This window comes from Bacillus sp. BACIII, from assembly GCF_057836745.1.
Genome location: NZ_CM174437.1, coordinates 312,601 through 338,189, shown reverse-complemented (window position 1 = coordinate 338,189; position 25,589 = coordinate 312,601). Strand labels below are relative to the sequence as shown.

22 protein-coding genes, 2 tRNA genes, 1 pseudogene, 1 riboswitch and 1 other annotated feature are annotated in these 25,589 nt (G+C 42.4%); of the genes and pseudogenes, 3 read left to right on the top strand and 22 right to left on the bottom strand.

Annotated elements, in window-relative coordinates:
- Positions 1-21: 21 nt before the first annotated feature.
- Entirely contained in the window at positions 22-540 is a 519-nt protein-coding gene (gene ilvN / locus ACXN9U_RS01825) for an acetolactate synthase small subunit (protein WP_016938753.1), read from the bottom strand.
- Complete coding sequence (gene ilvB / locus ACXN9U_RS01820; protein WP_060965128.1) at positions 537-2,261, bottom strand: acetolactate synthase large subunit; 1,725 nt, start codon at positions 2,259-2,261, stop codon at positions 537-539. Before ilvB ends, ilvN begins: the two co-directional genes overlap by 4 nt.
- Positions 2,262-2,380: 119 nt before the next feature.
- Positions 2,381-2,634, bottom strand: a binding site (T-box leader).
- Positions 2,635-3,059: 425 nt separating this feature from the next.
- Here ilvB and ACXN9U_RS01815 point away from each other — a divergent pair.
- A complete protein-coding gene (locus ACXN9U_RS01815) occupies positions 3,060-3,410 on the top strand; it encodes a hypothetical protein (protein WP_060964623.1) in 351 nt (116 codons plus the stop codon).
- 37 nt (positions 3,411-3,447) lie between these two features.
- Here ACXN9U_RS01815 and ACXN9U_RS01810 read toward each other — a convergent pair whose 3' ends face one another.
- Positions 3,448-3,633: a hypothetical protein gene (locus ACXN9U_RS01810; protein WP_060964622.1), complete on the bottom strand. Its 186-nt coding sequence runs from the start codon at positions 3,631-3,633 to the stop codon at positions 3,448-3,450.
- 526 nt (positions 3,634-4,159) lie between these two features.
- On the opposite strand from ACXN9U_RS01810, the gene ACXN9U_RS01805 reads away from it, so the two are divergent.
- On the top strand, positions 4,160-4,348 hold the full coding sequence (locus tag ACXN9U_RS01805) for a hypothetical protein (protein ID WP_060964621.1): 189 nt from the start codon (positions 4,160-4,162) through the stop codon (positions 4,346-4,348).
- 242 nt (positions 4,349-4,590) lie between these two features.
- Here ACXN9U_RS01805 and ACXN9U_RS01800 read toward each other — a convergent pair whose 3' ends face one another.
- The 18 genes and pseudogenes from ACXN9U_RS01800 to sdhC form a co-directional block, all read right to left on the bottom strand.
- Positions 4,591-6,207, bottom strand: coding sequence for a DUF6119 family protein (locus ACXN9U_RS01800; RefSeq protein ID WP_060964620.1), 1,617 nt, complete (start codon positions 6,205-6,207; stop codon positions 4,591-4,593).
- Between the two features lie 308 nt (positions 6,208-6,515).
- Positions 6,516-7,039 (bottom strand): annotated as a pseudogene (locus ACXN9U_RS01795) (recombinase family protein).
- Positions 7,040-7,569: 530 nt separating this feature from the next.
- A complete protein-coding gene (locus tag ACXN9U_RS01790; RefSeq protein ID WP_060964619.1) occupies positions 7,570-9,039 on the bottom strand; it encodes a restriction endonuclease subunit S in 1,470 nt (489 codons plus the stop codon).
- A complete protein-coding gene (locus ACXN9U_RS01785; RefSeq protein WP_060964618.1) occupies positions 9,036-10,466 on the bottom strand; it encodes a class I SAM-dependent DNA methyltransferase in 1,431 nt (476 codons plus the stop codon). Before ACXN9U_RS01785 ends, ACXN9U_RS01790 begins: the two co-directional genes overlap by 4 nt.
- 132 nt (positions 10,467-10,598) lie before the next feature.
- Complete coding sequence (hsdR, locus tag ACXN9U_RS01780; RefSeq protein WP_489202116.1) at positions 10,599-13,805, bottom strand: type I restriction-modification system endonuclease; 3,207 nt, start codon at positions 13,803-13,805, stop codon at positions 10,599-10,601.
- Positions 13,806-14,240: 435 nt separating this feature from the next.
- Positions 14,241-14,314: transfer RNA gene (locus ACXN9U_RS01775), tRNA-Arg, on the bottom strand.
- 124 nt (positions 14,315-14,438) lie between these two features.
- Positions 14,439-14,512, bottom strand: a tRNA-Arg gene (locus ACXN9U_RS01770).
- 113 nt (positions 14,513-14,625) lie between these two features.
- On the bottom strand, positions 14,626-15,135 hold the full coding sequence (locus ACXN9U_RS01765; protein WP_060964615.1) for a YfcE family phosphodiesterase: 510 nt from the start codon (positions 15,133-15,135) through the stop codon (positions 14,626-14,628).
- Positions 15,136-15,151: 16 nt separating this feature from the next.
- Complete coding sequence (locus ACXN9U_RS01760) at positions 15,152-15,748, bottom strand: XTP/dITP diphosphatase (protein WP_088030569.1); 597 nt, start codon at positions 15,746-15,748, stop codon at positions 15,152-15,154.
- Positions 15,749-15,760: 12 nt separating this feature from the next.
- Positions 15,761-16,498: a ribonuclease PH gene (gene rph, locus ACXN9U_RS01755; RefSeq protein WP_016938746.1), complete on the bottom strand. Its 738-nt coding sequence runs from the start codon at positions 16,496-16,498 to the stop codon at positions 15,761-15,763.
- 110 nt (positions 16,499-16,608) lie between these two features.
- Positions 16,609-17,694 (bottom strand): GerMN domain-containing protein, encoded by a 1,086-nt coding sequence (locus tag ACXN9U_RS01750; RefSeq protein ID WP_045925258.1) that lies wholly within the window; start codon positions 17,692-17,694, stop codon positions 16,609-16,611.
- A 105-nt stretch (positions 17,695-17,799) separates the two neighbouring features.
- The gene (gene racE, locus ACXN9U_RS01745; RefSeq protein WP_101605407.1) at positions 17,800-18,618 is read right to left on the bottom strand and encodes a glutamate racemase; all 819 of its coding nucleotides are present in this window, start codon (positions 18,616-18,618) and stop codon (positions 17,800-17,802) included.
- A 7-nt stretch (positions 18,619-18,625) separates the two neighbouring features.
- Positions 18,626-19,066, bottom strand: coding sequence for a MarR family winged helix-turn-helix transcriptional regulator (locus ACXN9U_RS01740; protein WP_016938743.1), 441 nt, complete (start codon positions 19,064-19,066; stop codon positions 18,626-18,628).
- 188 nt (positions 19,067-19,254) lie between these two features.
- Positions 19,255-19,479, bottom strand: coding sequence for a spore germination transcription factor GerE (gene gerE / locus ACXN9U_RS01735; protein ID WP_003152579.1), 225 nt, complete (start codon positions 19,477-19,479; stop codon positions 19,255-19,257).
- Between the two features lie 120 nt (positions 19,480-19,599).
- Complete coding sequence (locus tag ACXN9U_RS01730) at positions 19,600-20,037, bottom strand: acyl-CoA thioesterase (RefSeq protein ID WP_016938665.1); 438 nt, start codon at positions 20,035-20,037, stop codon at positions 19,600-19,602.
- Between the two features lie 59 nt (positions 20,038-20,096).
- The gene (gene sdhB, locus ACXN9U_RS01725; protein ID WP_045925255.1) at positions 20,097-20,855 is read right to left on the bottom strand and encodes a succinate dehydrogenase iron-sulfur subunit; all 759 of its coding nucleotides are present in this window, start codon (positions 20,853-20,855) and stop codon (positions 20,097-20,099) included.
- A gap of 2 nt (positions 20,856-20,857) precedes the next feature.
- Entirely contained in the window at positions 20,858-22,618 is a 1,761-nt protein-coding gene (gene sdhA / locus ACXN9U_RS01720; protein WP_003152573.1) for a succinate dehydrogenase flavoprotein subunit, read from the bottom strand.
- Between the two features lie 33 nt (positions 22,619-22,651).
- Positions 22,652-23,260, bottom strand: a complete 609-nt coding sequence (sdhC, locus tag ACXN9U_RS01715) for a succinate dehydrogenase cytochrome B558 (protein WP_003152571.1) — start codon at positions 23,258-23,260, stop codon at positions 22,652-22,654.
- Between the two features lie 296 nt (positions 23,261-23,556).
- Here sdhC and ACXN9U_RS01710 point away from each other — a divergent pair, with 296 nt between their 5' ends.
- Positions 23,557-24,003: a YslB family protein gene (locus ACXN9U_RS01710; RefSeq protein ID WP_016938662.1), complete on the top strand. Its 447-nt coding sequence runs from the start codon at positions 23,557-23,559 to the stop codon at positions 24,001-24,003.
- A gap of 47 nt (positions 24,004-24,050) precedes the next feature.
- Here ACXN9U_RS01710 and ACXN9U_RS01705 read toward each other — a convergent pair whose 3' ends face one another.
- On the bottom strand, positions 24,051-25,280 hold the full coding sequence (locus ACXN9U_RS01705) for an aspartate kinase (protein WP_060964612.1): 1,230 nt from the start codon (positions 25,278-25,280) through the stop codon (positions 24,051-24,053).
- Positions 25,281-25,405: 125 nt separating this feature from the next.
- Positions 25,406-25,584: riboswitch (Lysine riboswitch) on the bottom strand.
- Positions 25,585-25,589 lie beyond the last annotated feature (5 nt).

The window sequence follows — 25,589 nt, the reverse complement described above, 5'->3', positions numbered from 1 at the left end:
TTAATCTCTCCCTTTTTTGTGTTATACAATAGAAATTGTTTTATTGGATGACGCCTTTTGCTGGGTTCCCCTCGCAAAAGCCGTTGTGCCTGTTCTCGCGATTTCTTTAATGCCGTAAGGTTTGAGAAGCTCTATAAGGGCTTCGATTTTATCAGACTCGCCCGTGACCTGAACGACGATGCTGTCCTTTGAGACATCAACGACGGAAGCTCTGAACGGCTCAATGATTCCATTGATTTCCGTTCTGGTCGGCGGTGCAGAAACAACTTTAATCAGTGCAAGCTCACGCTGTACGATTGATTGGTTTGTAATATCCGTCACTTTCAGGACGTCAATTTGTTTGTTAAGCTGCTTTGTCAGCTGCTCAACGTCGTTTTCGCCTTCCACATGGACGACAAATGTAATCCTTGAAACACCGCTTGTTTCCGTATGGCCTACAGTAATGCTTTCGATATTATAGTGTCTTTTTGTAAACAGGCCGGTGATCCGGTTTAATACCCCCGAGCGGTTGACCACCGTTAATGTGATAATGCGTTTCAAGGTTTCACCCCCACCATTTCATGAAGTCCTTTACCCGGCGCAATCATCGGGAATACTTTTTCGCTTTTGGCGACCCGGACATCAATAACGGCCGGCTCTTTTGATGAAAGCGCCTTTTGCAGCTCTTTTTCCGCCTCTTCTTCTGATGTAATCCGGATGCCTTTAATGCCGTAGGCTTCTGACAATTTGACAAAGTCAGGCTGCGCTGAGAATTTGGATTCAGAGTAGCGTTCTTCATAGAAGATTTCCTGCCACTGTCTGACCATGCCCAGGCATCCATTGTTCAAAATAATCACTTTGACCGGAAGATTCAGCTGCCGGATGACATCTAACTCCTGCAGGGTCATCTGAAAACCGCCGTCTCCGAGGATGGCAACGACCGTGGCGTTACGATCAGCCAGCTGCGCTCCGATAGCCGCCGGAAGGCCGAAGCCCATTGTGCCGAGCCCTCCCGAGGTCACCCACTTATCAGCCTTTCGGAAAGGATAGAACTGAGCCGCCCACATCTGGTGCTGGCCGACATCCGTCGCCACAATCGCCTCTCCGTTTGTGAATTGGTGAATATACTCAATCAGCTTTTGGGGTTTTAAGCCCTCTTCACTGTCGTCTGTATACCAGAGCGGATATTCTTCTTTCCATTCGGAAAGCTGCTGTTTCCATTCATCTGACTGTCCCTGTTTTCCGTTTTGCTTCAATAGTTCCTGAAGGACGATTTTACTGTCGCCGACCACCGGGATCTGCGTTTCGATAATTTTTCCGATTTCAGCCGGATCAATATCGATGTGCGCCACTTTGGCCGATTTTGCAAAATGCTTCAGATTTCCTGTCACACGATCATCGAACCGAGCTCCGATGCTGATCAGCAAGTCACAGTGATAAAGCGCCATATTCGCTGTGTATGTGCCGTGCATTCCCGCCATCCCCAGAAAGAGAGGATGATCTGCCGGGAAACCGCCCAGACCGAGAAGCGTGTGGGCTACCGGTATTTGCTGCTGTTCGGCATAATTTTTTAAATCTTCTGAAGCTTTACCGTGCAAAACACCCGCTCCGGCTAAAATAACCGGCTTTTTCGCACTGCTGACAGCTTCTACGAGCTTTCGGATCTGCAGATAGTTAGGCTCTTTTACCAGCTGATAACCCGGAAGATTGATCTCATGATCATATCTGAATTCCCCTTCAAATGCTGCGACATCCTTCGGAATATCAATTAATACCGGACCCGGTCTTCCCGTCGTGGCGATATGGAAAGCCTCTTTGATCACACGGGGAAGATCTTCCGGACGGCGGACCTGATAGCTGTGTTTCGTAATCGGCATCGTAATTCCTAAAATGTCGGCTTCCTGGAAAGCGTCGCTGCCGATGACCGAAGTGGCCACCTGGCCTGTAAACACTACGAGCGGCAGTGAATCAATCATCGCGTCCGCAAGACCGGTCACTAAGTTTGTCGCTCCGGGTCCTGAAGTAGCGATGACAACCCCCGGCTTCCCTGAGACTCTCGCATACCCTTCGGCCGCATGAATCGCGCCTTGCTCGTGCCGGGGCAGGATGTGAACCAATCCTGATTGATAAAGCTTATCGTAAATCGGAAGAACGGCTCCCCCCGGATATCCGAAGATCATTTCGACTTTTTCTTTCTTTAATGATTCAATCAGCATCAGAGCCCCGTTCATTGTCTTTGTACAATCGGCAGACGTAGTATCCGCCTGTACATTTGTGCCCATTTTCAGTTCCTCCTTTTCAATGTTCCCTTCTAAAATCAAATTCATAAAACGCAGCGCCGGCTGACGCAAATAAAAAAGCCTTCCCACCCACATTCAGCCAAGCATTTCATGCGATAGCCAAAAGGGGCGAAAAGGCTTTGCTTTCCGCGGTACCACCCTTGTTTACGGTCATATGAAGACCGTCTCATGGATAAATTACTATCCGTTTTGATAACGAGTAAACGTTGCGTTCACTCGGCCGAGTCCTACTCTTCACATTTCAGACCGGCACTCTGAGGTGAGTTCACTTTGCTTTGTTTTTGCCGGCTCTCAGCGTTACCGGCTCTCTGTAAAAAACTTCTGCAAAGCTACTTATCCTCTTCTGCGCTTTTTATTATGGCAGCTCTTTTATTTAAAAAAAGAACCCTCATTTGTTTGTTTTTCAGTGTTTTATGATTTTTCTTTTTAGTGTGAATCATTTATTTATTTTTGTTTGAACTCATATTACGCCCGTTTGCAGACAGTGTCAACAGCATTTTTATAATTATTAGACAATTTAGATTAATCAATCTATTTTGTATACGCTTTCATTACTGGTACAAAGGGATCTGTAAATGTTAAAAGTTTTTATCATTTTTTTGTTAATCTCTCAAGATTACATGAAATTTTTCCGTTCTTATACGATTATGTCACATTTTATTACACAATTTTTCATGTTCTTTCCGGTCTGCTTGTCAGATATTCCGTTCAGATTGAACAGGCTCTTTATACAGACATACGCATACACTGTTCTTATCTCGTGAAGAAATGAGTGATGTCATGAATAAGATGTTATCAGGCATGCAAGGCCTGCCACCCGGATTTCCGCCTTTACCGGTTCTGCCGCCGCAGTCTTATTATCCTCCGGCACCGATGCATACAGCTCCGTTTCAGGGCGGCCCTTCTTTTCAGCAGGGATTTCCATCATCCGGATACGGACAGCAGACCCCGCAAAGCTCGCTGTCATTCGCCGGGCAGCAATTCGTCCCATACCCTTATACAAGCGGGTACTACGGTCAAACCTTCAGTGATGTCGGCGGAAGCCTCGGCGCAGGGTCCCATCCCGGCGCGCTCGGGGGCGGTTTCAGCGGCCATGCCGGAGGCTTCAGCGCTCCGAGCGGATTCAGATGATATAAAAACCGGTCTCCCACGGCCGGTTTTTTCTTACTTACAGTGTATAACAGTCATTCCATTGATTTATTTCCTGCTCCGTATCGTAATCAGCCTTTGAAACCTCAACAATGATTAAACCGCATTGAGTCATTAAAAATTGTTTCAGTTCCTCAAACAGCTCGTCTTTTCCGCAAAAGATCGTTTCTATCTTGTCATTTCTATATGCAAATGCGTACTTCAAAAGCTAATTCCTCCCGCTGTCTTTCTATCAAATATTAACAAAATTAAATAATAGAAATCAGATATTTTATCACTCAAGGGCGCCTTAAGTATCTTTATACATATATTTCTTACGGTAAATATTTCATTAAGTTTCATTTATATTAAAATTTCTTTACAATTTTCATTAAATACAGGACTTTTATTTCATAAAATAAAAAACAAATACAAAAAAAACCTCAAACCCATTGTCAGGGCTTGAGGTTTTTTATTATACGTCCCAGGAGAGATTCGAACTCCCGACCGACGGCTTAGAAGGCCGTTGCTCTATCCGGCCTTTATCCTTTATATATCGCTATTCGTTTACATTCATGTATAACGGTCACTTTCCGAACTTTGACCGATTGACATAATTTCTATTATATTTGCTTACACTTTATAATTCAAGCATTCATATAGTAAAAAACAATCCTATTGAAAAGGCAATACAGTTGTACTTAAATCTGCTATATTAAAAGGTAAAGGTATTTATTTAAAGGAGTGATTCCATGAGAGATAACAAAGAATGTTGTCCCTATTGCAATGCTGATTTGAAAAGAGAACCTATTCCTAAAGAATCGCAGAAAGTATATGGATCTGCCCATTTCATACGAAAAATTGGTATCAATAGTATCGAAGGTGATCGGATTATTAAATGGAAATGTCCAGACTGTAATAAAGAATGGGATAGAGATTGATTATTTGTCCAACAAAAGCATAAATCAGATAAGGCTGGTTTTGATAATAAATAAAATCGATATTTCATTAATATAAAGGTGAACTTTTCCCCAATAAAAAATCTAAATCAGAACTAGGTTAGATGCAGGTTCAAAAATACATTCAGTTTACAAGTCAAAACAAAAGTAGAATGATAATTCATGAAAAGTCACATTGCGTGGAGAATCGGGTGTATACACCCATTTTTGTTAAAGGGAGTTTACTATCCAACGGCAACTTCTTCATTGTTTGCATCAACATTATTATCTATTTCTCTTCTGATTTTCAATTGAGTTACATGGTACCTTATATTGCGTAAGTGCTTTACAGATTGCATCATATTTAATTTAGAGAAAAATGGTAACCTTTCATGAAGCTCTCTATCACTAGAGTCAATAATTGCATAAACAACTTCAATCTCAGAAGGATCATAATGATCCTCACTAATGTATTCAACATAGCCCTCATTAATTTCTGATATTTTCTCTCTACTTGCTTTTCTAAAATCAACGTCTTGAAACAAACTCTCACTAGATACCCTACCTTGAGAAAACAAATGACTTAATGTTGAAGAGCTTTTCCAAGGTTTCACATGAATAAGATGTTTTTCATTACTCATTAAATCACATATTTCAATTTTACTTCCTTGGTACATAACATTTTTTGTATCGAGGGTAATCATATTTGTGACTTCTTGTCCAACTCTTAGATTATATTCCCCTTCTTTTTCCTCTTGTTTACAAGGAGGTAAGTCAATTGAAGAAGTTGGTATATTCCTAACATATTCTTCTACTGAAGTTGCAAAGTCATGATTTATCTTGAACCAAATTCCTACTGTTAGGACATATATTTCATCTTCATAAACTGTTTCAAATACTACACAGTCATATAGCTTCCATTTTGCTACTCTATTATCATTACTATTATCCCAAGTATAGACAGAGTGACATTTAAACTTTTCTAAATCAAATTCGTCAAATTTAGTGATGTAATCGAAATATTCTTCAATACTCAAGTCATTTATTTTATTACCATGCTCAGTAAATGAAAAACCTCCAATATCGTTCCAGTCAATAATTTCTGGTGGTGCTATATGCAATTTGTTCTCTTCTCGAACATTAATATTATCAATCAACTTCTGATCCAGTTCTCTCTTCAGAACGCTATCATTTACTATTTGTAAATTATCAACCCAGCTAAAATTCTCTCTATAACTATCACTGTTATACTTTTCTTTTAAAATGGTACATATTACTCCAAATTTCCTGAAGTCATCTTCAAAGTCATAACTGAACTGGACGGATTCTCTACCAGTAATTATTGTTCCAAAGTCCTCATTGGTCGGCTCGCCAGTAACCGATTTTAGAAAATCTTTAACAACATCGATTCCAAATGTATTAACATTTGTAGTTCTGCTGGTTTGTGTTCTTGAGTGTATTGTCATTTCACTTATAGTCGCTGTATCTATACTTCTCAATTTTTGAGGATCAACGCTGTTCAATACAACTTTTATTCCAAAATCCTTAACAATTGCCTCATCTTTCAATAAGTATCTTCCAAATCCAAAAGGGAATGCAAAAATACGATCATTACTTCTAACAAATAATATTGCTCTTGACGAGCTATTAAGTAACTCAGGCAAGTCACTATTTGAACCACTTTGCAATAGCTGTAACCATTGAGGGGAATTTTTTGAAGTGTATCCTACAACGATTATACCATTTAGGTTTAATTCTTCATTTAATTGATAATATTCTACTTCTATGTCTTCTCTGATTACATCTCTAAATTCATAGTATTCCTCTTTAATTAAATAACTTGTAATACTTAGCCTAGCCATCCTCTTCCCCTCCACAATACCTCAATATTCCGACTATTCTCATTATACCACAATCAGGAATTTTCCCCCTTAAGTTTCGACAGACAATTACAACTGCTTAAACTTAATACAATCACAAAGTAAGTCCAAAAAAGTAATCCGCCCTTCAAGAATGAAAACTGAAGCTATTTCATATTTAAACTTCCTTATACCTAAAGACGGAATTCCATTATGTCTCGATTTTTTGTGATGTGTGGCTTAAGCGACATAGGGTTCACCGCAAATGATCCACATGAAACTGTGGAAATTACGCCCCCATACCCTTCGAACTAAAAAAGACCCCATGGGAGTCCCTTATCAACAGACTGCATATGCTCTTTTATTAGTTTATCTAGTGTTGGTCTTGATAATCCTAGTTCCTTTGCTAACTGAGTCTTGGACACTTCTCGTTTCATATACCACTGATAATGCTTGCCGAAGTCTGGGATTGATACTTCTTTTCTTCCTTTATATTTCCCTTCGGCTTTGGCTATGGCAATACCTTCCCGCTGTCTCTCAAGCATATTTTCACGTTCAAAATCATTAATAGCACTAATCATCTTGAACATCAATCTACCTGTTGCAGTTGAGGATCAATATTCTCTTTAATCGATACTAATTGAACTCCTTTTGACTCTAATAGTTCGACTAGCTCTAACAAGTCTTTTGTGGATCGTGCTAATCTTGAGAAATCTGCAACATAGATTGTATCACCTTCTCTTGCAAAGTCTAACATCTCTTGTAGCTTTGGCCTGTCTGTATTTTTTGCTGAGACTTTCTCTTGATACTCCTTATCTATTTTGCATTTCTTTATTGCTTCAACTTGTCTTGCTTCGTTCTGTTCAACTGTTGATACTCTGATATACGCTATTGTTCATGTTCATCGTTCTTCCGTGCTTATCTGATGAATCAAAGATAGCATAATGTAAAATTAGGATCAATAACTTTATTTACATTATGTTAATCAATTATTTTATCAACTTCAAATTTACACCTCACTAATGTCCATCCGCTGTAAGCTTAAGGCACGCTCTAAATTTACAAATAGCTTATCGAAAACAACATAATAAAGGCAGCGGTATCTTTTCTTTGATATCACTTATAAGTCTACCCCTCTGCTATCGATATCATTATAGAACTTGAATAAGGTTTCACTGCAATTCTTATTACTTTACCATGCTAAATCATATTGATAATGTGAGTCGTGTCGGAAATTTACCGATTGTCAGTTTGTGAATGAGAGTGGTTTCTGTATCAAACCAAGACACCAACATACCCAATACCACAACTAGGCATGTATGCAACCATAAAAGACATCCAATTAATTTGGATGCCTTCTTATAACTATTTTACTTGTTCTTGTAGCACTTCTTTCAGCAATTCAATAGCACTTTCTTCACCTGGGTCATTTGTTCCCAGTTCACCTCGGAATGCTTTAGAGAGGATAGATTGCTTTAGTGCTTCAATATTCTCTTCTACGAGAATCATTTCTTTTTGTTTGCTTTCTAGTTCTCGATAATTATTAAGCCAGTTTGTAATTTCCATAACTTCTTCCTGCGAAGGTAAAGGAATCGGTAAAGAAGCCAGTTTTTGTGAGTTAATATTAGCTTGTCCAACCTGTTGGGTAACCATTGATAGAAGTATTTTGCGTCCTACATGGCTATTAATATAATGAGAAACGTAACTAGCTAAAAAATCTTTATAAAACAATCGAACTCTGATTAGATAAGATGCAAATGTAAATCTCTCTGAGACATCTTCTGTTATTACAGACGTTTTACCAACTAATTCATAACTATTTGTCCTATTAAATAATAAATCATTAGTTTGTAAATCATATTTTAAAACATCTTCATGATTGTTCGGGAGATACTTCAAGTTATTTAGTTCAAGATAACCATCAACAATATTCCCCATTCTTAATACTGGTGTTCCAGTTACGTCATCATTTGTTTTAGCAGATGTGCCATATGTAGATGCTTCAATTAGGTCATTTAAGCGCACCCACTTCCATTCTTTTGGCAATTTATATAGCTTTTCTAAAATACTTGAGTCTAATTGGTCTTTATACTTTGTTTTTGTTCCTTCTTTTAATAGATTTATTTGTTCAATCCATTCATTAGCCGTAGTTATATCGGCATTTTCCCCTCTCCACTTCCTCGTCAATTCCCCACGAAACGCCTTATCCAAAATAGCCGCTCGACGAAGTTCAAACGTTTCCTTCGCTTCCTCAATCAACTGCTTTGCTTCTTCAATTTTACTTAAAAGACGCTCCACTTTCTCAGCAATGCGTTTTTGTTCATTTAATGGCGGCAAGGGCATTTTAAAATAAGATAAATCATTTTTATTAAAACCCGACTGTGCAGAACGAGATATACCCATTAAAGGAATTTGAAAGTGTTCAGATTTCAATAGCCAAAATAAAAATTTCTTATCAACTTTTCCCTTTGGATAAACGACTTTTGCCAAAGCGACATTATAAGCACCACTTAGTCCTGTTAATATCCTTCCAATTGATGCACCATATCTTGCTATTAGAATATCTTCTTCTTTCATTTTTCTTAGCTTTTGAGTATTCGGGATATATGTCTTATATTTATCAGAAGAAAAGTCCCTAATTTGAACTAACCTAACGTATCCTTCTCTCTCTTCATCAACAAATTGGCTTTTTGGGGGCTGAGTGCCACCTTGTACATCAAATATGGAAGTGAATTTGAAATATACCCAGTTCTCAGGAACTTCATAAGTCTGCTCTTCCTTTGGAACTAAAGCTTCTTCTAACAACTCTTCAATGGTCTTTTTCTTCTTACTCACTTTGCGACCACCTCATCTTCTTCCACTGCTCGAAGTTCTTCTACTACTTCACTTAATAATTCCATCGCCTGCTGAAGTTTCACTATCGCTTCTTCTGCTGATGCAATTGGGTCTGGCAAGTTGTCGTATGAAGATAATGATTCATCTGCAATTAATCCTATATCTAAACTATCATCTTTTTTTGTGATATCTTCTCGTGTAAATACATTCCAACGCTCATCTTCTATTTTAGAACGGTCTTTAGCTACATATGCCTTCATGAAGTTTTCAAAATGAGCCATTGTTAGTTGATTACGTTTGCCAAATGAATTCATATTTGTCCGAAGATCATATACCCAGACATCTTTCGTGTTATCTTGGTCTGTTGTTCCTCTTGTAAAGAACAAGACATTTGTTTTTACACCTTGTGCGTAGAATATACCTGTTGGTAATCGTAAAATCGTGTGTAGATTACATTTGTTCATCAAGTCACGACGAATTTGTGCGCCAATACCGCTTTCGAACAACACGTTGTCGGGCAAGACAACCGCTGCTCTTGCATTTCCATCATCTTTTAAAGCGTTATAAATTAACTGCAAGAAATTCAACTGTTTGTTCGATGTTTCAAACGTTAAATCGTCACGGGATACCCGTTCCCCGCCTTTTTTTGTACCGAACGGCGGGTTTGTTAAAATAACATCAAAGTTCTTCATCCATTTCCCGTTACCCGATAAAGTATCGCCTTGTTCCAACCGTCCTTCGATATTATGAAGCAACGCATTCATGAGTGCCAGACGATGCGTATCTTTAACAAGTTCCATACCTACAAAAGCTTCTTTCTTTTGGAACTCGGCTTCTTGTGGTTCTATATCGAAGTAGTCATCTGTTTGATTCTTTAAATATTGGTCTGCAGCAATCATGAAACCGAATGTTCCAGCTGCAGGGTCAGCACACCGCTCACCAATTTTCGGGTCAATTAATTGAACCATCACATCAATTAATACACGAGGTGTGAAGTATTGCCCCGCTCCCGATTTCTTTTCACTGGCATTCTTCTCTAACAATCCTTCATAAAGATTGCCCAGTCCTTCTTCTTTTGCATTGTACCAATCAAGCGCATCAATCGATTTAATAATTTTCTCTAAGTTTTTCGGCTCAGCAATACTTGTAGAAGCATCACTGTATATTAGACGCAGCCGCTCATTTTCACTGCTTCCTAATTCAAGTAACAATCGCTGATAAAATGTCTTTAATCCCAAACCTTCTTTATCTAACAAATCATCCCAACGATATCCTTCTGGAATCACACCTTCTGTTTCTTGCTCCTTCATCATTTTGAGGAATAATAAGTAGGTTAACTCTGTTACATATTGCTGATAGGTAATCCCATCATCACGTAACACATTACATAAATTCCATAGTTTTTGAACGATTTCTTGGTTGTTCATTTATTTTCCTCCTGCTAACTCCGTGTATATTTTAATTTTGGATTCTCATTCAAACGTCATTAATGTGAAAATCAAAGGTAAAGTAACTTATCTATTATAACTTAAAAAGTGCCCCTATGAAGAGGCACATTGTTAACTAATATAAAGGTTCTCATTTATAGTGGTAACAACCGCATCAATATAGTCACCGAGCTCCCGCTTCAGCAATTTGTAGCCGCCAAAAGTTTTAAATGGTTCTTCCGAGAATGCCTCTTCTGCAGTTGGTGCTAATACAGGCACTTTAAGTAACTGTTTTTCAATTCTCTCTAACCATTTCTTCTGTCTTGGCGTCCAATCATGCAGTGAATACACTTTTTGCATCACCTGTTTAATACGTGCTTCATGGGCAACTAGTGCTTCACCTAATGCAGCCTGGCGAATAAAGCTAATAATGTCTGCTGCAATGTCTTCATTTTTTGTCTGCTTCCAAGCTGTCTGCAGATGAGATTTCTTAAAGCCTTTCGTTTCTAGAATGGTAATAAGTTCTCGTAAATCCTGCCTTGTTAAATCTTTCGGTCGTGTGCAAATAAGATGAAGAGCGGGAATTTCATTAATATTTTCTTGGATAAAACGAACGAAACCTTCTAAATAATCTTCTGGTCTCTTGTTTCCTTCACCGTATCCCCGAACCACATCTGTTACTTCATCCTCTTTGTTGGAGATATATCGTTTCTCGCCTTTTACCCGATAGGCTTCCATATATTCAAATAACATGTTGTGCTGTTTTGCTTCTTGTGGCGTATACGTTTGAATTTCTTTCGCCCACTCATCCACATTTTTTCCATTCGACAATTCTTCAAACTTTTGTTTTCCTTCTTCATTCAGCCTTTGCTTGCGACGCTGAATTTTTGCTGCCAATTGGTCACGATAAAACGAAGCTTCATCTTCTACAGTAGCATTGGCAAGTGATTCATATAGTTCACCGATACTGTAATTTTGTTTCTTTACAACAGGTTTCATCTCTGTATAGCTTTGCAATTTATCGTAGATGCCCACTGCATCGTAAATGTTAAAATGTGTTTTTCCAATGTCGGGACAAAGACGGGTTGCACGTCCAAGCATTTGGTCATAAAGAATACGAGACTGTATACGCCGTAAGAATACTAGATTTGTTATTGGAGGAACGTCAATGCCTGTGGTGAGTAAATCAACCGTTACAACGACATTTGGCAGCCGCTCGTTCTTAAACCTTTTAATGGCATCTAATGGCTTATAGATATAGCCAGTAATTTTCATAATAGCATCATCTTCAATTTCATCGCCACGTTCTTTAAAGGCTTCCTTTAATAACCGAACAACTAAATCTGCGTGTTGGTCAGTGGCTGCAAAGATAAGAGTTTTCTCTTTTCCTGTCGGATCAATGTATTCAACCAGTTTGTTTAGAACCGCCCGATTAAAAGGTTCAGTAATTACCCGTTTATTAAACTGCTCAACCTCAAAATGAATGGTATCTTCCATTTTTTCTAGTTGAATCTCGCCTTTATCAACATCATACACTTCAACTTCTTCGTCTTTTTCAAGAGTAATGCCGACTTGTGAAAGTTCTGTCTTAAACAGATATGGTGGTTCATGGTCAACTAAGTAGCCATCCAGAACTGCTTCACTATAAGAATACTTAAAAATAGGCATACCAAAAATCTCTGTTGTATGAAGAGCTGGTGTTGCAGTAAGTCCTAAACATGCCGCATCAAAATAATCAATTACACGTCGATATTGGCTAATATAATCATTTTGGTCACGGAATTCCAATTCTTCCTCTGACATTTCTTTGTCACTTGTATAACCACGATGTGCTTCATCTACAATGATGAAATCATACTGCCCAACACTTGGAAGCTTTTCGTTATCGCTATAGAAAAGTCTTCTGACCATACCCTGCACCGTCGCAATTTGCACCTTCGTTTCAACTTCTGGAGACATGTCTTCTAAAGACTTTACATCGTATATATCAGTAAATGAGTAGCCTTCAATTTTTGTATCCTTAAGTGCATCCTCTGTCTGTTTTCCTAACGAATTACGGTCTACAAGGAAAAGAATACGACGACATTTTTTGGACTTAATTAAGCGATACATGAGGGCGATAGCTGTACGAGTTTTCCCAGTTCCCGTTGCCATCGCAATAAGCATTCTTCGTTGCCCTTCTTTTAATCCCTCTTCAGCGGAAAGTACCGCTCTTTGCTGATAATGACGCAAACCAAACTTCGTAATATCCTCTTCTTCTAACCGTTTATTTGCATCCTTATCATCTTGACTAAGAAGCAGCTGCAAGTCATCAGGTGAATGCCAGCCTTCTAATGGGCGAGCATGTTCTAACGGTTTGCGTGAATCCCAAAACCAGATGCCCGACTCTTCTTGAAGTTGTCTCAAGTATGGTCGGCCGTTCGTTGCGTATAAAAACGGCACTTTATATTCACCTGTTGTAGGTGTGATGACTTCATCTTCGACTTGTGCCACATTTTTTGCATACACTTTTGTTTGACTTTCTAATGCGCCAGGAATCGTTTTCTTTTTTGCCTTAGCTTCAATAAAGCCAACAAGCTTTAAGCCAATAAACAACGCATAGTCAACCCTGCCGCCATTGACCTTCCATTCAGCAATTGCCATGTTTCGATTTTTCTCTGGCAGCGTTCCGTTCTTTTGATGATTGAGTACAGTTGTGTCTACTTCCCACCCAACAGCACGTAGTTTTCCATCAATAATCGTACGTGTTTCAGCTTCAGTTAATTGCTGTCGACACATAAAGTTTTTGGATATCTTTTTACGCTCGATTTTTACCTCTTCTTGTTCCACTTCCGCCTGTCGACGAATTGCCTCTAATTCTTCTTCAAGCTTTTTGACTTTCTCCTCATATTCTCGCTGAAGTGTTTCTGTACTCTGTTCTACTTGTTCTTGAGGTTCTACATACTCTGGTGCTTGAAAATCCCAATCACTATATACCTCCATGAACCAAATGGACAAGCGGAACGCTAATTGCAACAAAGCCTTTGCTTCTTCTACTTTTCCATAATCCGCTTCATGCATCGCTACATTCCCTTTGCGACGAAGAGCCTCTAATATATCAATTAATTCAGGCTCAAGTAACCTTTCCCGACGCAAAGTGTTAATGCGATCCACTTGTGTTGTACCATATGCCTCTTTAATATTTTCAGCGGCAAGAATAAATTTAGTTAGTGTTTCAGCGAACAATCGCAGTTTCATTACTGTTGTATGGGGGTCATGATATACATTTCTCTCAGCTGTCTCTCCCAAATTAGCAAGTACATCCCATTTCCCTTGAAAAAATGAAAAGTTGCCACTCATTGTTATCACCGGTTTTCCTAAAAGGTTGTTTGTGTCTATTATACTATAATCATGCAAAAATTAGGAATAATATGTATCGCTTTTTTTCTACTCTGCTCCTTAGTTTAGGTTCATTCTTTAACCAAGTGAATAAAAGACGGGTTTTATTAGTTATTGTTTAAATATCGAGGCTACGACATCAGATTTGATCGATAAAAAGAAGAGCCTCAATTAAGAGACTCCTACAAGGTTTGTGCCTTTTAGGTTATATAAATCGAATAATTGCCGCATCAACATCTAATAATCCTTTTCTTTTGGTCACAACAAAAAACCTCCTATATCGAAAGTGATATAAGCCAATAACAGGTGTAATTTCTTACGTGACTGTTATAGTAACCGTTTCACTAAACAATATAGGAGGCTGATTTGACGGCTTTTTCAGCCGGTTTTATTATACGTCCCAGGAGAGATTCGAACTCCCGACCGACGGCTTAGAAGGCCGTTGCTCTATCCGGCTGAGCTACTGGGACATGAAAATCAAATCGTTCTGCTGATCATTTTACCATGATGTCAGCGAATTGACAATATGGTCATCAGATAAAAAAGGCCAGCGTCATCAGTTTTCACTCTGATGTCACCAGCTCTTTTTCTGTACGTCCCAGGAGAGATTCGAACTCCCGACCGACGGCTTAGAAGGCCGTTGCTCTATCCAGCTGAGCTACTGGGACAGGTTTTGCTTTATGTATCAGCGACAAGATTTATTATATACAGGTTCATGTCATAAGTCAATATTTTTTTAGAAACTTTTGATGGGGAAGAAAGAAATCTTCCCCATCAAATGTTAAAAGCTGATTGTATTCCGCAAGTCCTTCAATTCCTGACCCGTTTCGTCGTAAAACGTCACAGTGCCTTCACTTTCTGTAAGAGTAAGAATGGCATAGCTCTTCACATTGCGGACTCTCGGAAGGCGAATGCTGCCAGGGTTAATCAAAAGCTTGCCCCGAAGCACTTCACTCCCGGCAATATGCGAGTGGCCGAAGCAGACGATATCCGCTCCAAGCTCTTCCGCCCGGTAAAAAACAGTTAAAAGTGACTGTTTAATGCCGTGAAGATGTCCGTGTACGGCCAGGATTTTCTTTGAACCGGCGTCCAGCAGGAGCTCCTCCTGAAACCCGCCGCCAAAGTCGCAATTGCCTTTCACCGTGTGATACGGCACAAGCGCCGGGTGTGCGGCATCAAGCTCTGAATCACCGCAATGAATCATCAGATCCGCTTCGGCTTCGTGCCGCTTCGAGATCGTCTCCAATTCGTCTTCGAGGCCGTGACTGTCACTTATTATCAGCACTTTCATTGCATTACGCTCCCCCTTACGCGTCAAGCAGCTTTGACAGTTTCTTGAGCGCTTCCGCCCTGTGGCTGATTTTGTTTTTCTCAGCGCTTGTCAGCTGAGCCATTGTTTTATCTTTATCCTTTACAATAAAAATGGGATCATAGCCGAACCCGTTATCTCCTTCGGGTTCTTCTGCTATATATCCTTCAACATGACCTTCAACCGTTTTTGTTTCCTGCCCCGGCATGCTGACGGCAAGGGCGCAGCGGAAACGGGCCGTACGCTGCTCTTTTTCGATGCCTTTTAATTCTGACAGCACCTTGTCCATATTCGCCTTATCATCTTTTGCTTCGCCGGCATAACGGGCTGAATAAACGCCCGGTCTGCCTCCAAGGTTGTCCACTGATAAACCGGAGTCGTCTGCAATGACCATTTTGTTGACGGCTTTTGCCACGGCTTCCGCTTTTAAGATGGCGTTTTCTTCAAAGGTGTGTCCGGTTTCCTCAATTTCTTCCGTAAATCCGATTTCCGCCAAAGAAGAGACGCTGTAGCCTTTCGGTTCGAGTATTTCCTTAAATTCTTTTACTTTTCCCGGATTGTGTGTCGCAATAATAGCTTCTTTCACGCTGATCAGGCCTCTCTTTCTTTATTTCAGTTCAGGCAATGTTTCTCCCAGCACTTCTTTTTGCTTTTGAATAAGCGTCTGGATTCCTTTTTCGGCAAGGCTTAACAGTCCGTTTAAATCTTCACGGGAGAATGTAGCTTCTTCGCCCGTCCCTTGAAGCTCTACAAAACGTCCGCTTCCCGTCATGATGATATTCATGTCGACTTCAGCCGTTGAATCCTCTTCATAATTCAGATCCAAAAGCAGACCTTCTTCTTTATCCATCCCGACAGAAATGGCCGCAAGATAATCTGTCACGGGAGAAGTTTTGATAACGCCGCTTTTTACGAGTTTTCCGGCCGCAATGGCCATTGCCAAGAAGGCGCCGGTAATGGAAGCCGTTCTTGTTCCGCCGTCCGCCTGAATGACGTCACAGTCGATCCAGATCGTCCGTTCGCCGAGCTTTTCCAAATCAACGACGGCCCGAAGCGCACGCCCGATCAGACGCTGGATTTCCATCGTTCTGCCGGAGACCTTTCCTTTTGAAGATTCTCTTATCGTTCTTTGATTCGTGGCGCGGGGAAGCATGCTGTATTCCGCTGTGATCCAGCCTTTTCCTCCGCCGCGCAAAAATGGCGGCACCCGGTCTTCCACAGATGCATTACAGATAACCTTTGTATTTCCCGCTGTAATTAAAACAGAGCCCTCCGGGTGAGTGATAAAATCCAAATCAAATGTGATAGGGCGCAGCTCATCGTGCTGTCTTCCGTCGTGTCTCATATTTTACCTCCGATTATATGTACATAAACCTTTTGTTCCGGATTGTGAATAAAGAAAGAGGCAGCCCGGAACGCTAACCTCTTTTTTACTAGTATATCAAAAATCACAAATTAAAAACTACCCGTATTCACTTGTGACGGTCTCGAAACGGGTTTTGAAAGGGATTCACCCTTTTCATTCACCAGTTCTGATTTTCCGTTTACTTTTATAGAAACACTTTTTATCGACGGCTGTTCTGTTAATGTGAGAACGATGCTGTCCAGCACGCCCGATGATACCATTTTTGTTTTTTCATCGGCGCTTCCGTAAATAGAGCTGTTAAAGTCAAGTGTAACCCGGCCGTCTTTTACTTCCGGTTTGCTGAGCAGCTTAACATCGTTATTAAAGTCCGTCAAAAGCCCGCTTGCTTTGCCCGGCCCGTCGGCGAGCTGTTCAACGGCAGCGGTGATGTCATTTGTTTCCGAATTGTCAATCCGCTTTGTGACAGGCACGTAATATTCGCTCGTCTCTGTTTCCGCCAGATAGTATACAGTCAGCGGATGGGTGTCTGTCAGATCATTCACTCCGGCGGTTTCAATATTAATTCCGTCTTTTCTGCTTAAGTCGCCCGTAATCGGCGTGCCGCCTACAGGCATTTCTTTCAGTTCATGCCCGTTCATTCTGATTTTGACTTTATCTATGGAGCTGAATTGGGTAAGCGTCCATGTAATCGATTGCAGGATTTTTTGTTCGTCTTCTTTTTTATAGTTTTTAAATTCCTTCGAAAAATCAGCGACGGCGGTACCATCTTTTTTAATGTCAACATTTACCGTCGTATCAACAGGAAGCACCGCTCTGAATCCGTTCGGCAGGATTTCTGAGACAGGCCCCCCCTGAACCAAATACTCAAGGGCCTGCTTTGCGGTTCCCTCACTGTTCGGAAGAGGCAGTGTCTGTGCTGCGACATAGCCGTTTTTATCAATCAGATACAGCTCTCTCATGACTGTATTGGCCGGCTGGTCGGCTTTAGACGTGCCGTTTTTTTCTGATTGCTTTGATTTTGCCTGTATCCCCGCTTCACCCTTTACATATGAAATATCTTGAGGCGGGTCAATTTCCCCGGCTGTTTTATCGGATTGAAACAAACCGCATCCTGATAATACAAAAGCCGAAGTAAGACATGTTGCAGCAATGACTGCAGGTCCTTTTTTCAGCATACTTTTCCCTCCTAAGGCTGTTTGTACTATGATGTATACGAGCCCTGTCCGGGAAATAGACCGGGATGCGCAAAAAAACCCGCCGTAAACAGCGGGTTTTTTGATTTATTTTCTGATCGGCTCTTGAAGGGAGATGCTCTCGACATGGCCGATTTCATGGCCGAACCAGTCTTCGGCAATTTTTGCGAAGCCGTTCCGTTCTCCCGTTGTAAGAAACTGATACTCCGGTGCATGATTCGATTGGTTTAACAAACCTTTATAAGACAAGATGGTACTCACTTCTCTCGCTGTCTCGTCACCGGAGGAAATGATTTTCACATGATCTCCCATATAGTCCTGAATCGGTTCTTTCAAAATCGGATAATGCGTGCATCCTAGAATCAGGGTATCAATTGCTGTACCTTTTAAAGGCTCAAGTGATGCTTCGACTGCTTCCTCCGCCGATTCCTGCAGAAACCGTCCGCTTTCCACAAACGGCACCAGCAGCGGACAAGCCGTGTTCTCGACTTGAAGGTCTGCATTTAAACCGAGCAGCGCCTGCTCATACGCTCTGCTTTTAATGGTATTTATCGTGCCGATGACGCCGATATGCTGGTTTTTCGTCACCTTTATCGCCGTTCTCGCACCCGGCTGAATGACGCCGACAACCGGAATATCCGTTTTGCGCTGAATATCCTCCAAGGCAATGGCCGTGGCCGTGTTACAAGCGATCACGAGCATTTTGATATGGTGGTTTTCCAGCAGGTAATCGGTCATTTCCCACGTGTATTGAAGAACTTCTTCTTCAGGACGCGGGCCGTACGGGCAGCGTTTTGTATCTCCCACATAGATGATATTTTCCTTCGGTAGCTGTCTCATGATTTCCTTAGCAACGGTTAACCCGCCAACCCCGGAATCAATGACTCCTATCGGCTGTTCCAACAAAATCGCCTCATTTTCTTTTCATTTCATGCTGCAGTTTCAATAATGATTTTTCGAAGACGGCTGTTTCTTCTTCGGAAAATGTCTCAAACATATCCCGCAAATATGCCTGCCTTTTTAAAATCACTTCCTGAATAATGCGCTCTCCTTCAGCGAGAAGATGAATTCTGACGACCCGTCTGTCAGCAGGGTCTTTCACCCGTTCGACAAGCTTATTTTTTTCCATGCGGTCTATCAGATCCGTCGTCGTGCTGCAAGCCAAATACATTTTGCCTGATAATTCGCCTATTGTCATATCCCCCAATTCATAAAGCCATTGAAGGCCTACGAATTGCGGCGGTGTAATTGCATATTGGTTAAGGATTTCTCGTCCTTTTTGTTTAATGATCGCAGCGATATGGCGGAGTGATTTTTCGATATCCGCAACATGCTCTACAGATTTTGATGTCATTTGTCCATCCCTCACTCAAGGATCTTTCTGGGCTATTCACGCTCCGTGTCTATTTTCCTTCTTTTTTTAAGAAAATGCAAGACTGACGGAGAAAAAGGAAAAGCCGGGATTTTCATCGCATGCCTATCACCCCGGGCGCCAACACAAATAACCGGCTCCTTCTCGTAAAGAAGGAAAACCGGCAAGAATCAGAGCTCTAGCTCACCCATTCTAAGAAGCTCGACAACAGCTTGCGAACGCCCTTTCACACCTAACTTCTGCATGGCATTTGAAATGTGATTCCGTACAGTTTTTTCACTGATAAATAGCTCGCTTGCAATTTCTTTTGTTGTCTTGTCTTGAACGAGCAATTCGAATACTTCTCTTTCTCTTTTGGTCAGCAGCGGCTTTGATTGAAAATCTTTCTCCTTCAAGTATTGTAACCCTCCTTGCTAAGGTGAGAGCGAATCTGAAACGAATGGGTTTATATAGTCAAGATATCATATGTAAAAGCCGCTTCGGAGGTGACGTCACTTAAAGAAATAGTTATCCGTTCAGGCGAGCAGAATGCCTTTCTCCCGCTCCGTCCAGCTGACCGCTTTGCCGCTTGTCTTTGATACTTGTACCATAACGACGGAACCGGTAAAGCACGGCAGGCCTGACTCGTTTTCTCCAAGGTAATGAAGGGTGACGGACGCATTTCCGACAGAGCTTGCTTTGACATAAATCCGCAGATTTTCATACGGCATCACCTGACGCATATAGTCACACTGCTGGCTTGCGACGACTGTCATCGTTTCTGCATTTTGCGCTTCCATGCCGCGCTGCTTAAAGTAGGCGATCCGGGCTTCTTCAAAATAGATGAAAGGGGTTACATTATTCATATGGCCGAACATATCCGTTTCTGAAAAGCGAACTGATACTTCAGTAAAGAAAGAAAACGACTGTCTCCATTCTTCAAACGGGATGTCAATGTATTGCGGTTGTTTCATCACCTTCAGCTCCTTATAAAAAAACCTCTCCCGTGCGGAAGAGGCTCTTTTTCTTTATCTTATACTCTGTCGCTTCCGAAGAAATTGCGGAATGCTTGTAAGTTGGTATCTCTGTTCAAAGCAGCGATTGAAGTCGTGAGCGGAATGCCTTTCGGGCAGGATTGAACACAGTTTTGTGAATTCCCGCAATCTCCGAGACCGCCGTCTGTCATTAAAGCTTCTAAACGTTCTGACTTGTTCATCGCGCCCGTCGGATGGGCATTAAATAGACGCACTTGCGACATCGGGGCAGGCCCCATGAACTTCGATTTGCTGTTGACATTAGGGCAGGCTTCAAGGCAGACGCCGCAGGTCATGCATTTAGACAACTCATATGCCCACTGGCGGCGTTTTTCCGGCATTCTCGGCCCCGGTCCCAAGTCGTAAGTCCCGTCTATCGGCACCCATGCTTTCACTTTTTTCAGTGAATCAAACATTCTGCTGCGGTCAACCTGAAGGTCACGGACAACCGGGAATGTTTTCATCGGCTTCAGACGGATCGGCTGTTCCAGCTTATCAATCAGCGCCGTACATGACTGGCGCGGTCTGCCGTTGATGACCATGGAGCAGGCGCCGCACACTTCCTCAAGACAGTTCATGTCCCATGCGACAGGAGTTGTTTTCTCCCCTTTTGCATTCACGGGATTTCTGCGGATTTCCATCAGGGCGGAAATCACGTTCAGATTCGGGCGGTAATTGATTTCAAATTCTTCATCGTATGGCGCGCTTTCAGGCGTATCCTGACGTGTAATGATAAACCGTATCTTTTTCTCACTCATGATTATTTCGCCACCTTCTTCTTCGAGTAGTCGCGTTTACGGGGCGCAATCAGTGATACATCGACATCCTGATATTCAAATTCCGGAGCTTCAAACGGACCGGCATGTTTAGCCATTGTCGTTTTGAGCCACTCATCGTCATTTCTTTCAGGGAAATCCGGTTTATAGTGCGCTCCCCGGCTTTCATTTCGGTTGTATGCGCCGAGCGTGATGACTCTGGCAAGCTGAAGCATATTGGAGAACTGGCGGGTGAACATCGCCCCTTGGTTGCTCCATTTTGTCGTATCATTAATATTGATTTTCTTAAAGCGTTCCATCAGCTCTTGGATTTTATCATCCGTTTTCAAAAGCTTGTCATTGTGGCGGACCACCGTTACGTTGGCCGTCATCCATTCTCCGAGTTCACGGTGAAGCACGTAGGCATTTTCATCGCCGTCCATCTTCATGATGTCTGCCCATTTTTCTTCTTCTTTTTTCACATAGGAATCAAATAATGAAGAAGACAGATCTTCAGCCGATGTTTCAAGTCCGGAAACATATTTCACCGCATTCGGACCGGCAACCATTCCTCCGTAGATGGCGGAAAGCAAAGAGTTTGCCCCTAAACGGTTTCCTCCGTGCATTGAATAATCACATTCACCCGCCGCGAACAGTCCGCGGATGCTTGTCATCTGATCATAATCAACCCACAGGCCGCCCATTGAATAGTGAACGGCAGGGAAAATTTTCATCGGAAGCTTGCGCGGGTCATCACCCATGAATTTTTCATAGATTTCGATAATGCCGCCGAGCTTAACGTCAAGCTCTTTCGGATCTTTGTGCGAAAGATCGAGATACACCATGTTTTCTCCATTGATGCCGAGCTTCTGGTTCACGCACACGTCAAAGATTTCGCGTGTCGCAATATCCCGCGGCACAAGGTTTCCGTAAGCCGGATATTTTTCCTCAAGGAAGTACCAAGGTTTTCCGTCTTTATACGTCCAGACTCTTCCGCCCTCGCCGCGCGCCGATTCACTCATCAGACGGAGTTTATCGTCTCCGGGAATGGCAGTCGGGTGAATTTGAATAAATTCTCCGTTAGCGTAGTAAGCGCCCTGCTGATAAACGATTGATGCGGCAGATCCCGTGTTGATCATGCTGTTTGTTGATTTGCCGAATACGATTCCGGGTCCTCCCGTCGCCATAATAACGGCGTCAGAACGGAATGACTCGATTTGCATATTGGTCAGATTTTGGGCTACGATACCGCGGCACGTGCGCTCATCGTCAAGAACGGCGCCGAGGAATTCCCAGCCTTCGTATTTTGTAACGAGACCCGCCACTTCATATCTGCGCACCTGCTCGTCCAGTGCGTAAAGAAGCTGCTGACCTGTCGTCGCTCCCGCGTATGCGGTTCTGTGATGCTGTGTACCCCCGAAACGGCGGAAGTCCAAGAGCCCTTCCGGCGTTCTGTTAAACATAACCCCCATGCGGTCCAATAAGTGGATAATGGACGGCGCCGCTTCACACATCGCTTTTACAGGCGGCTGGTTTGCTAAAAAGTCGCCTCCGTAAACCGTGTCATCAAAATGCTCAAACGGAGAGTCTCCTTCCCCTTTTGTGTTGACAGCTCCGTTTATCCCGCCCTGCGCGCAGACCGAGTGAGAGCGTTTGACCGGAACGATGGAAAACAATTTAACGGCCGTGCCTGATTCCGCTGCTTTAATTGTCGCCATGAGGCCGGCAAGACCCCCGCCGACTACGATAATGCTTGATTGACTCATGATAGCCCCTCTCCCTCTAGTAATCTAGTTCTCTTACACAAACGCAAAAATCGCTTTTAGACCCACGTATGAAAGCGCTAAAAATATAATCAGCGTCACGTAAGTCGAAATTCTTTGAGAACGCGGCGTGACCGTGATCCCCCATGTGACCGCAAAAGACCATAAGCCGTTTGAAAAGTGAAAAATGACTGATAAAACGCCTACAATATAAAATCCGAGCATAAACGGCGAGCTCAGAATATTCGCCATCATATCGAAGTTGACTTCAGCGCCCATCTGTGCGGCAATCCGCGTCTGCCACACATGCCAGCTGACGAAAATAAGGGTGAGAATACCGGTGACACGCTGAAGCACAAACATCCAGTTTCTGAAATAGCTGTAGTGGCCAGCGTTGTTTTTCGCAGTAAATGCTATGTACACACCGTAAACCGCATGATAAATTAAAGGTAAGAAAATAATAAAAATTTCTAACGCATACCTGAACGGCAGACTGTCCATAAAGCCGGCCGCCTTGTTAAACGCATCCGCTCCCCTTGCGGCAAATTGGTTGACGACTAAATGCTGGATCAAAAAGATGCCGACCGGAATCACACCGAGCAAGGAATGCAATCTTCGAAAATAAAACTCTCTGTTCCCAGACATTACTTTACCCCCTGTTTGATTTAAGTGCGAAATGTGCTAAAATCTCTGCCCCCACTTCGTTTCAATTGTAAGCACTTTATTAAAATTTATTGACAATTTCATTTTACTCCTCCCTCAAAAGGGCGTCAAGAAAACGTGTACATAAATTATAATTTTCGGAATTGATTATTTGACGTGAAAATTTTATTTTCCTGCAATACCTTTCTCACTTTTTTTCACGTGTTTTATAGGATCATCCTGTAATCCTCCCCCCTGTTTAAGCTATAATAAACGAAGGAGAGAGGGGAATACATAATATGAAGAATAATTATGAAGCAGCTTTAGAACCTTTAACTGAACTCGGCGTCAGCGCATACGGCTACGAATTAATCCGGGAAATCGTGCTTCCGGATATCCTCGGCCCGGAGCATTCATCCATGATGTATTGGGCGGGGAAACGCCTCGCCCGCAAATTTCCTCTTCAATCATGGGAAGAAATCCCCGCCTTTTTTGAAAAAGCCGGCTGGGGAACTTTGACAAACACAGGATCAAAAAAGCAAGAGCTGGAATTTGAACTGGAAGGACCGCTCGTTTCCAGCAGGCTCAAACACCAGAAAGAGCCTTGTTTTCAGCTTGAAGCCGGTTTTATAGCCGAACAGATTCAATTGATGAACGATCAAATTGCAGAATCTTATGAACAGGTCAAAAAGAGAGCGGATAAAGTCGTCCTGACCGTGAAATGGGATATGAAGGACCCTGTATAATTGAAAAAAGGCGGTGACTTAAAAGTCCCGCCTTTTTGCCTGCCCGTTTATACGGCAGACGGCTGTTTAGAAAGCTCAAACGCATCATGAAGCGCTTCGACGGCTTTCACCATATCATTTTCACTGACAACCGCTGATACTTTTATTTCAGATGTGCTGACCATTTTGACTTGTACATTTTTTTCCGCCAGTACGGCAAACATGTCCGCGGCGACGCCGGGATTAGAGACCATGCCTGATCCGACAATGGATACTTTCGCCAGCTTTCTTTCAGTTTCAATTTTTTCATAGTCAAGCGCGTTTTTATATTCTTCAAGCACAGCGACCGTTTGCGCGGAATCTTCCGTTTTCACTGAGAAAGAAATGTCTGCTTCCCCATTGTCCGCTTGTGTCTGAATAATGATGTCAACGTTGATGTTTCGTTTCGCCAGCGCAGTGAAGATTGTTGAAAGTGTTGTCAGCCCGCTTGTCAGGCCAGTAACGGACACCCTTGTAATCTGGTCTTCAAATGCAATTCCTCTGACGATTAAATTCTGCTCCATTGATGATTCCTCCTCAATTAATGTTCCAGCTTCATGTTCCGTGCTTGACCGCACTTCCAAAGGCACTTGGTAGTTTTTCGCGAACTCAACCGCCCGCGGGTGCAGAACACCCGCTCCGAGATTTGCAAGCTCCAGCATTTCATCGTAAGAAATTCCCGCCAGTTTTCTCGCTGACCGGACGTACCGCGGATCTGTCGTAAACACGCCCGGAACATCCGTGTAAATGTCGCATTTATCCGCTTTTAAAGCTGCGGCAAGAGCGACCGCCGTCGTATCGGAACCGCCCCGTCCGAGCGTCGTGATGCCGCCGTTTTCCGTTACTCCCTGAAAACCGGCGACAACTGTAATCCTGCCTTCTGCAAGCTGCGCCTGAATTGCGGTGATATCAATATCCGTAATTCTCGCATTGCCGTGGACAGCCTCCGTGCGGACACCCGCCTGCCAGCCCGTATAAGAGACGGCGTCATATCCTTTTTCCTGAAGCGCCATGGCCAAAAGCGAAATCGTGACCTGCTCTCCCGTAGACAGAAGCATATCCATCTCGCGTCTGCTTGGCTCAGATGTCATTTCCGCCGCCAAATTAACGAGCGCGTCGGTTGATTTTCCCATTGCCGAAACGACGACTACGACGTCATGGCCTTTTTTCTTTTCAGCAATGGCGCGATTTGCGGCATTTTGAATTTTTTCGGCAGAGCCGACGGAAGTGCCTCCGAATTTTTGTACGATAAGACCCATACTAGACCACCCTTTACATTTTGGTTCGTGCGGGTGAGGAGAAAAGAGCGTTGTGTCCACAATAAAAAAAGCAATGAGAGGAATAGCTCTCATTGCTTTTTCATATCATTACGATTGATTATGAACAACGAGATAGCCCTCCAAGAAAATGAATTCTTGACAGCTTTACATTTATTTAATGCAAAGCCAGCAAAGCACACCGATGGGATGTGTTTCACTTCGGCGAACTCCCCTTTCAGCCTTTTTCGCAGAATCCATCATTCTCCAAAGGCATACTATTGAAGTTCGCACCTCTATCTTCACCATATA

What these genes read in the sequence shown, in the direction of transcription:
- ilvB (WP_060965128.1), bottom strand. Translation starts at nt 2,261, where the DNA reads ATGGGCACAAATGTACAGGCGGATACTACGTCTGCCGATTGTACAAAG.
- ACXN9U_RS01815 (WP_060964623.1), top strand. Translation starts at nt 3,060, where the DNA reads ATGAATAAGATGTTATCAGGCATGCAAGGCCTGCCACCCGGATTTCCG.
- ACXN9U_RS01805 (WP_060964621.1), top strand. Translation starts at nt 4,160, where the DNA reads ATGAGAGATAACAAAGAATGTTGTCCCTATTGCAATGCTGATTTGAAA.
- ACXN9U_RS01800 (WP_060964620.1), bottom strand. Translation starts at nt 6,207, where the DNA reads ATGGCTAGGCTAAGTATTACAAGTTATTTAATTAAAGAGGAATACTAT.
- ACXN9U_RS01785 (WP_060964618.1), bottom strand. Translation starts at nt 10,466, where the DNA reads ATGAACAACCAAGAAATCGTTCAAAAACTATGGAATTTATGTAATGTG.
- hsdR (WP_489202116.1), bottom strand. Translation starts at nt 13,805, where the DNA reads ATGAGTGGCAACTTTTCATTTTTTCAAGGGAAATGGGATGTACTTGCT.
- ACXN9U_RS01765 (WP_060964615.1), bottom strand. Translation starts at nt 15,135, where the DNA reads ATGAAAGTGCTGATAATAAGTGACAGTCACGGCCTCGAAGACGAATTG.
- rph (WP_016938746.1), bottom strand. Translation starts at nt 16,498, where the DNA reads ATGAGACACGACGGAAGACAGCACGATGAGCTGCGCCCTATCACATTT.
- ACXN9U_RS01750 (WP_045925258.1), bottom strand. Translation starts at nt 17,694, where the DNA reads ATGCTGAAAAAAGGACCTGCAGTCATTGCTGCAACATGTCTTACTTCG.
- ACXN9U_RS01740 (WP_016938743.1), bottom strand. Translation starts at nt 19,066, where the DNA reads ATGACATCAAAATCTGTAGAGCATGTTGCGGATATCGAAAAATCACTC.
- ACXN9U_RS01730 (WP_016938665.1), bottom strand. Translation starts at nt 20,037, where the DNA reads ATGAAACAACCGCAATACATTGACATCCCGTTTGAAGAATGGAGACAG.
- sdhB (WP_045925255.1), bottom strand. Translation starts at nt 20,855, where the DNA reads ATGAGTGAGAAAAAGATACGGTTTATCATTACACGTCAGGATACGCCT.
- sdhA (WP_003152573.1), bottom strand. Translation starts at nt 22,618, where the DNA reads ATGAGTCAATCAAGCATTATCGTAGTCGGCGGGGGTCTTGCCGGCCTC.
- sdhC (WP_003152571.1), bottom strand. Translation starts at nt 23,260, where the DNA reads ATGTCTGGGAACAGAGAGTTTTATTTTCGAAGATTGCATTCCTTGCTC.
- ACXN9U_RS01710 (WP_016938662.1), top strand. Translation starts at nt 23,557, where the DNA reads ATGAAGAATAATTATGAAGCAGCTTTAGAACCTTTAACTGAACTCGGC.
- ACXN9U_RS01705 (WP_060964612.1), bottom strand. Translation starts at nt 25,280, where the DNA reads ATGGGTCTTATCGTACAAAAATTCGGAGGCACTTCCGTCGGCTCTGCC.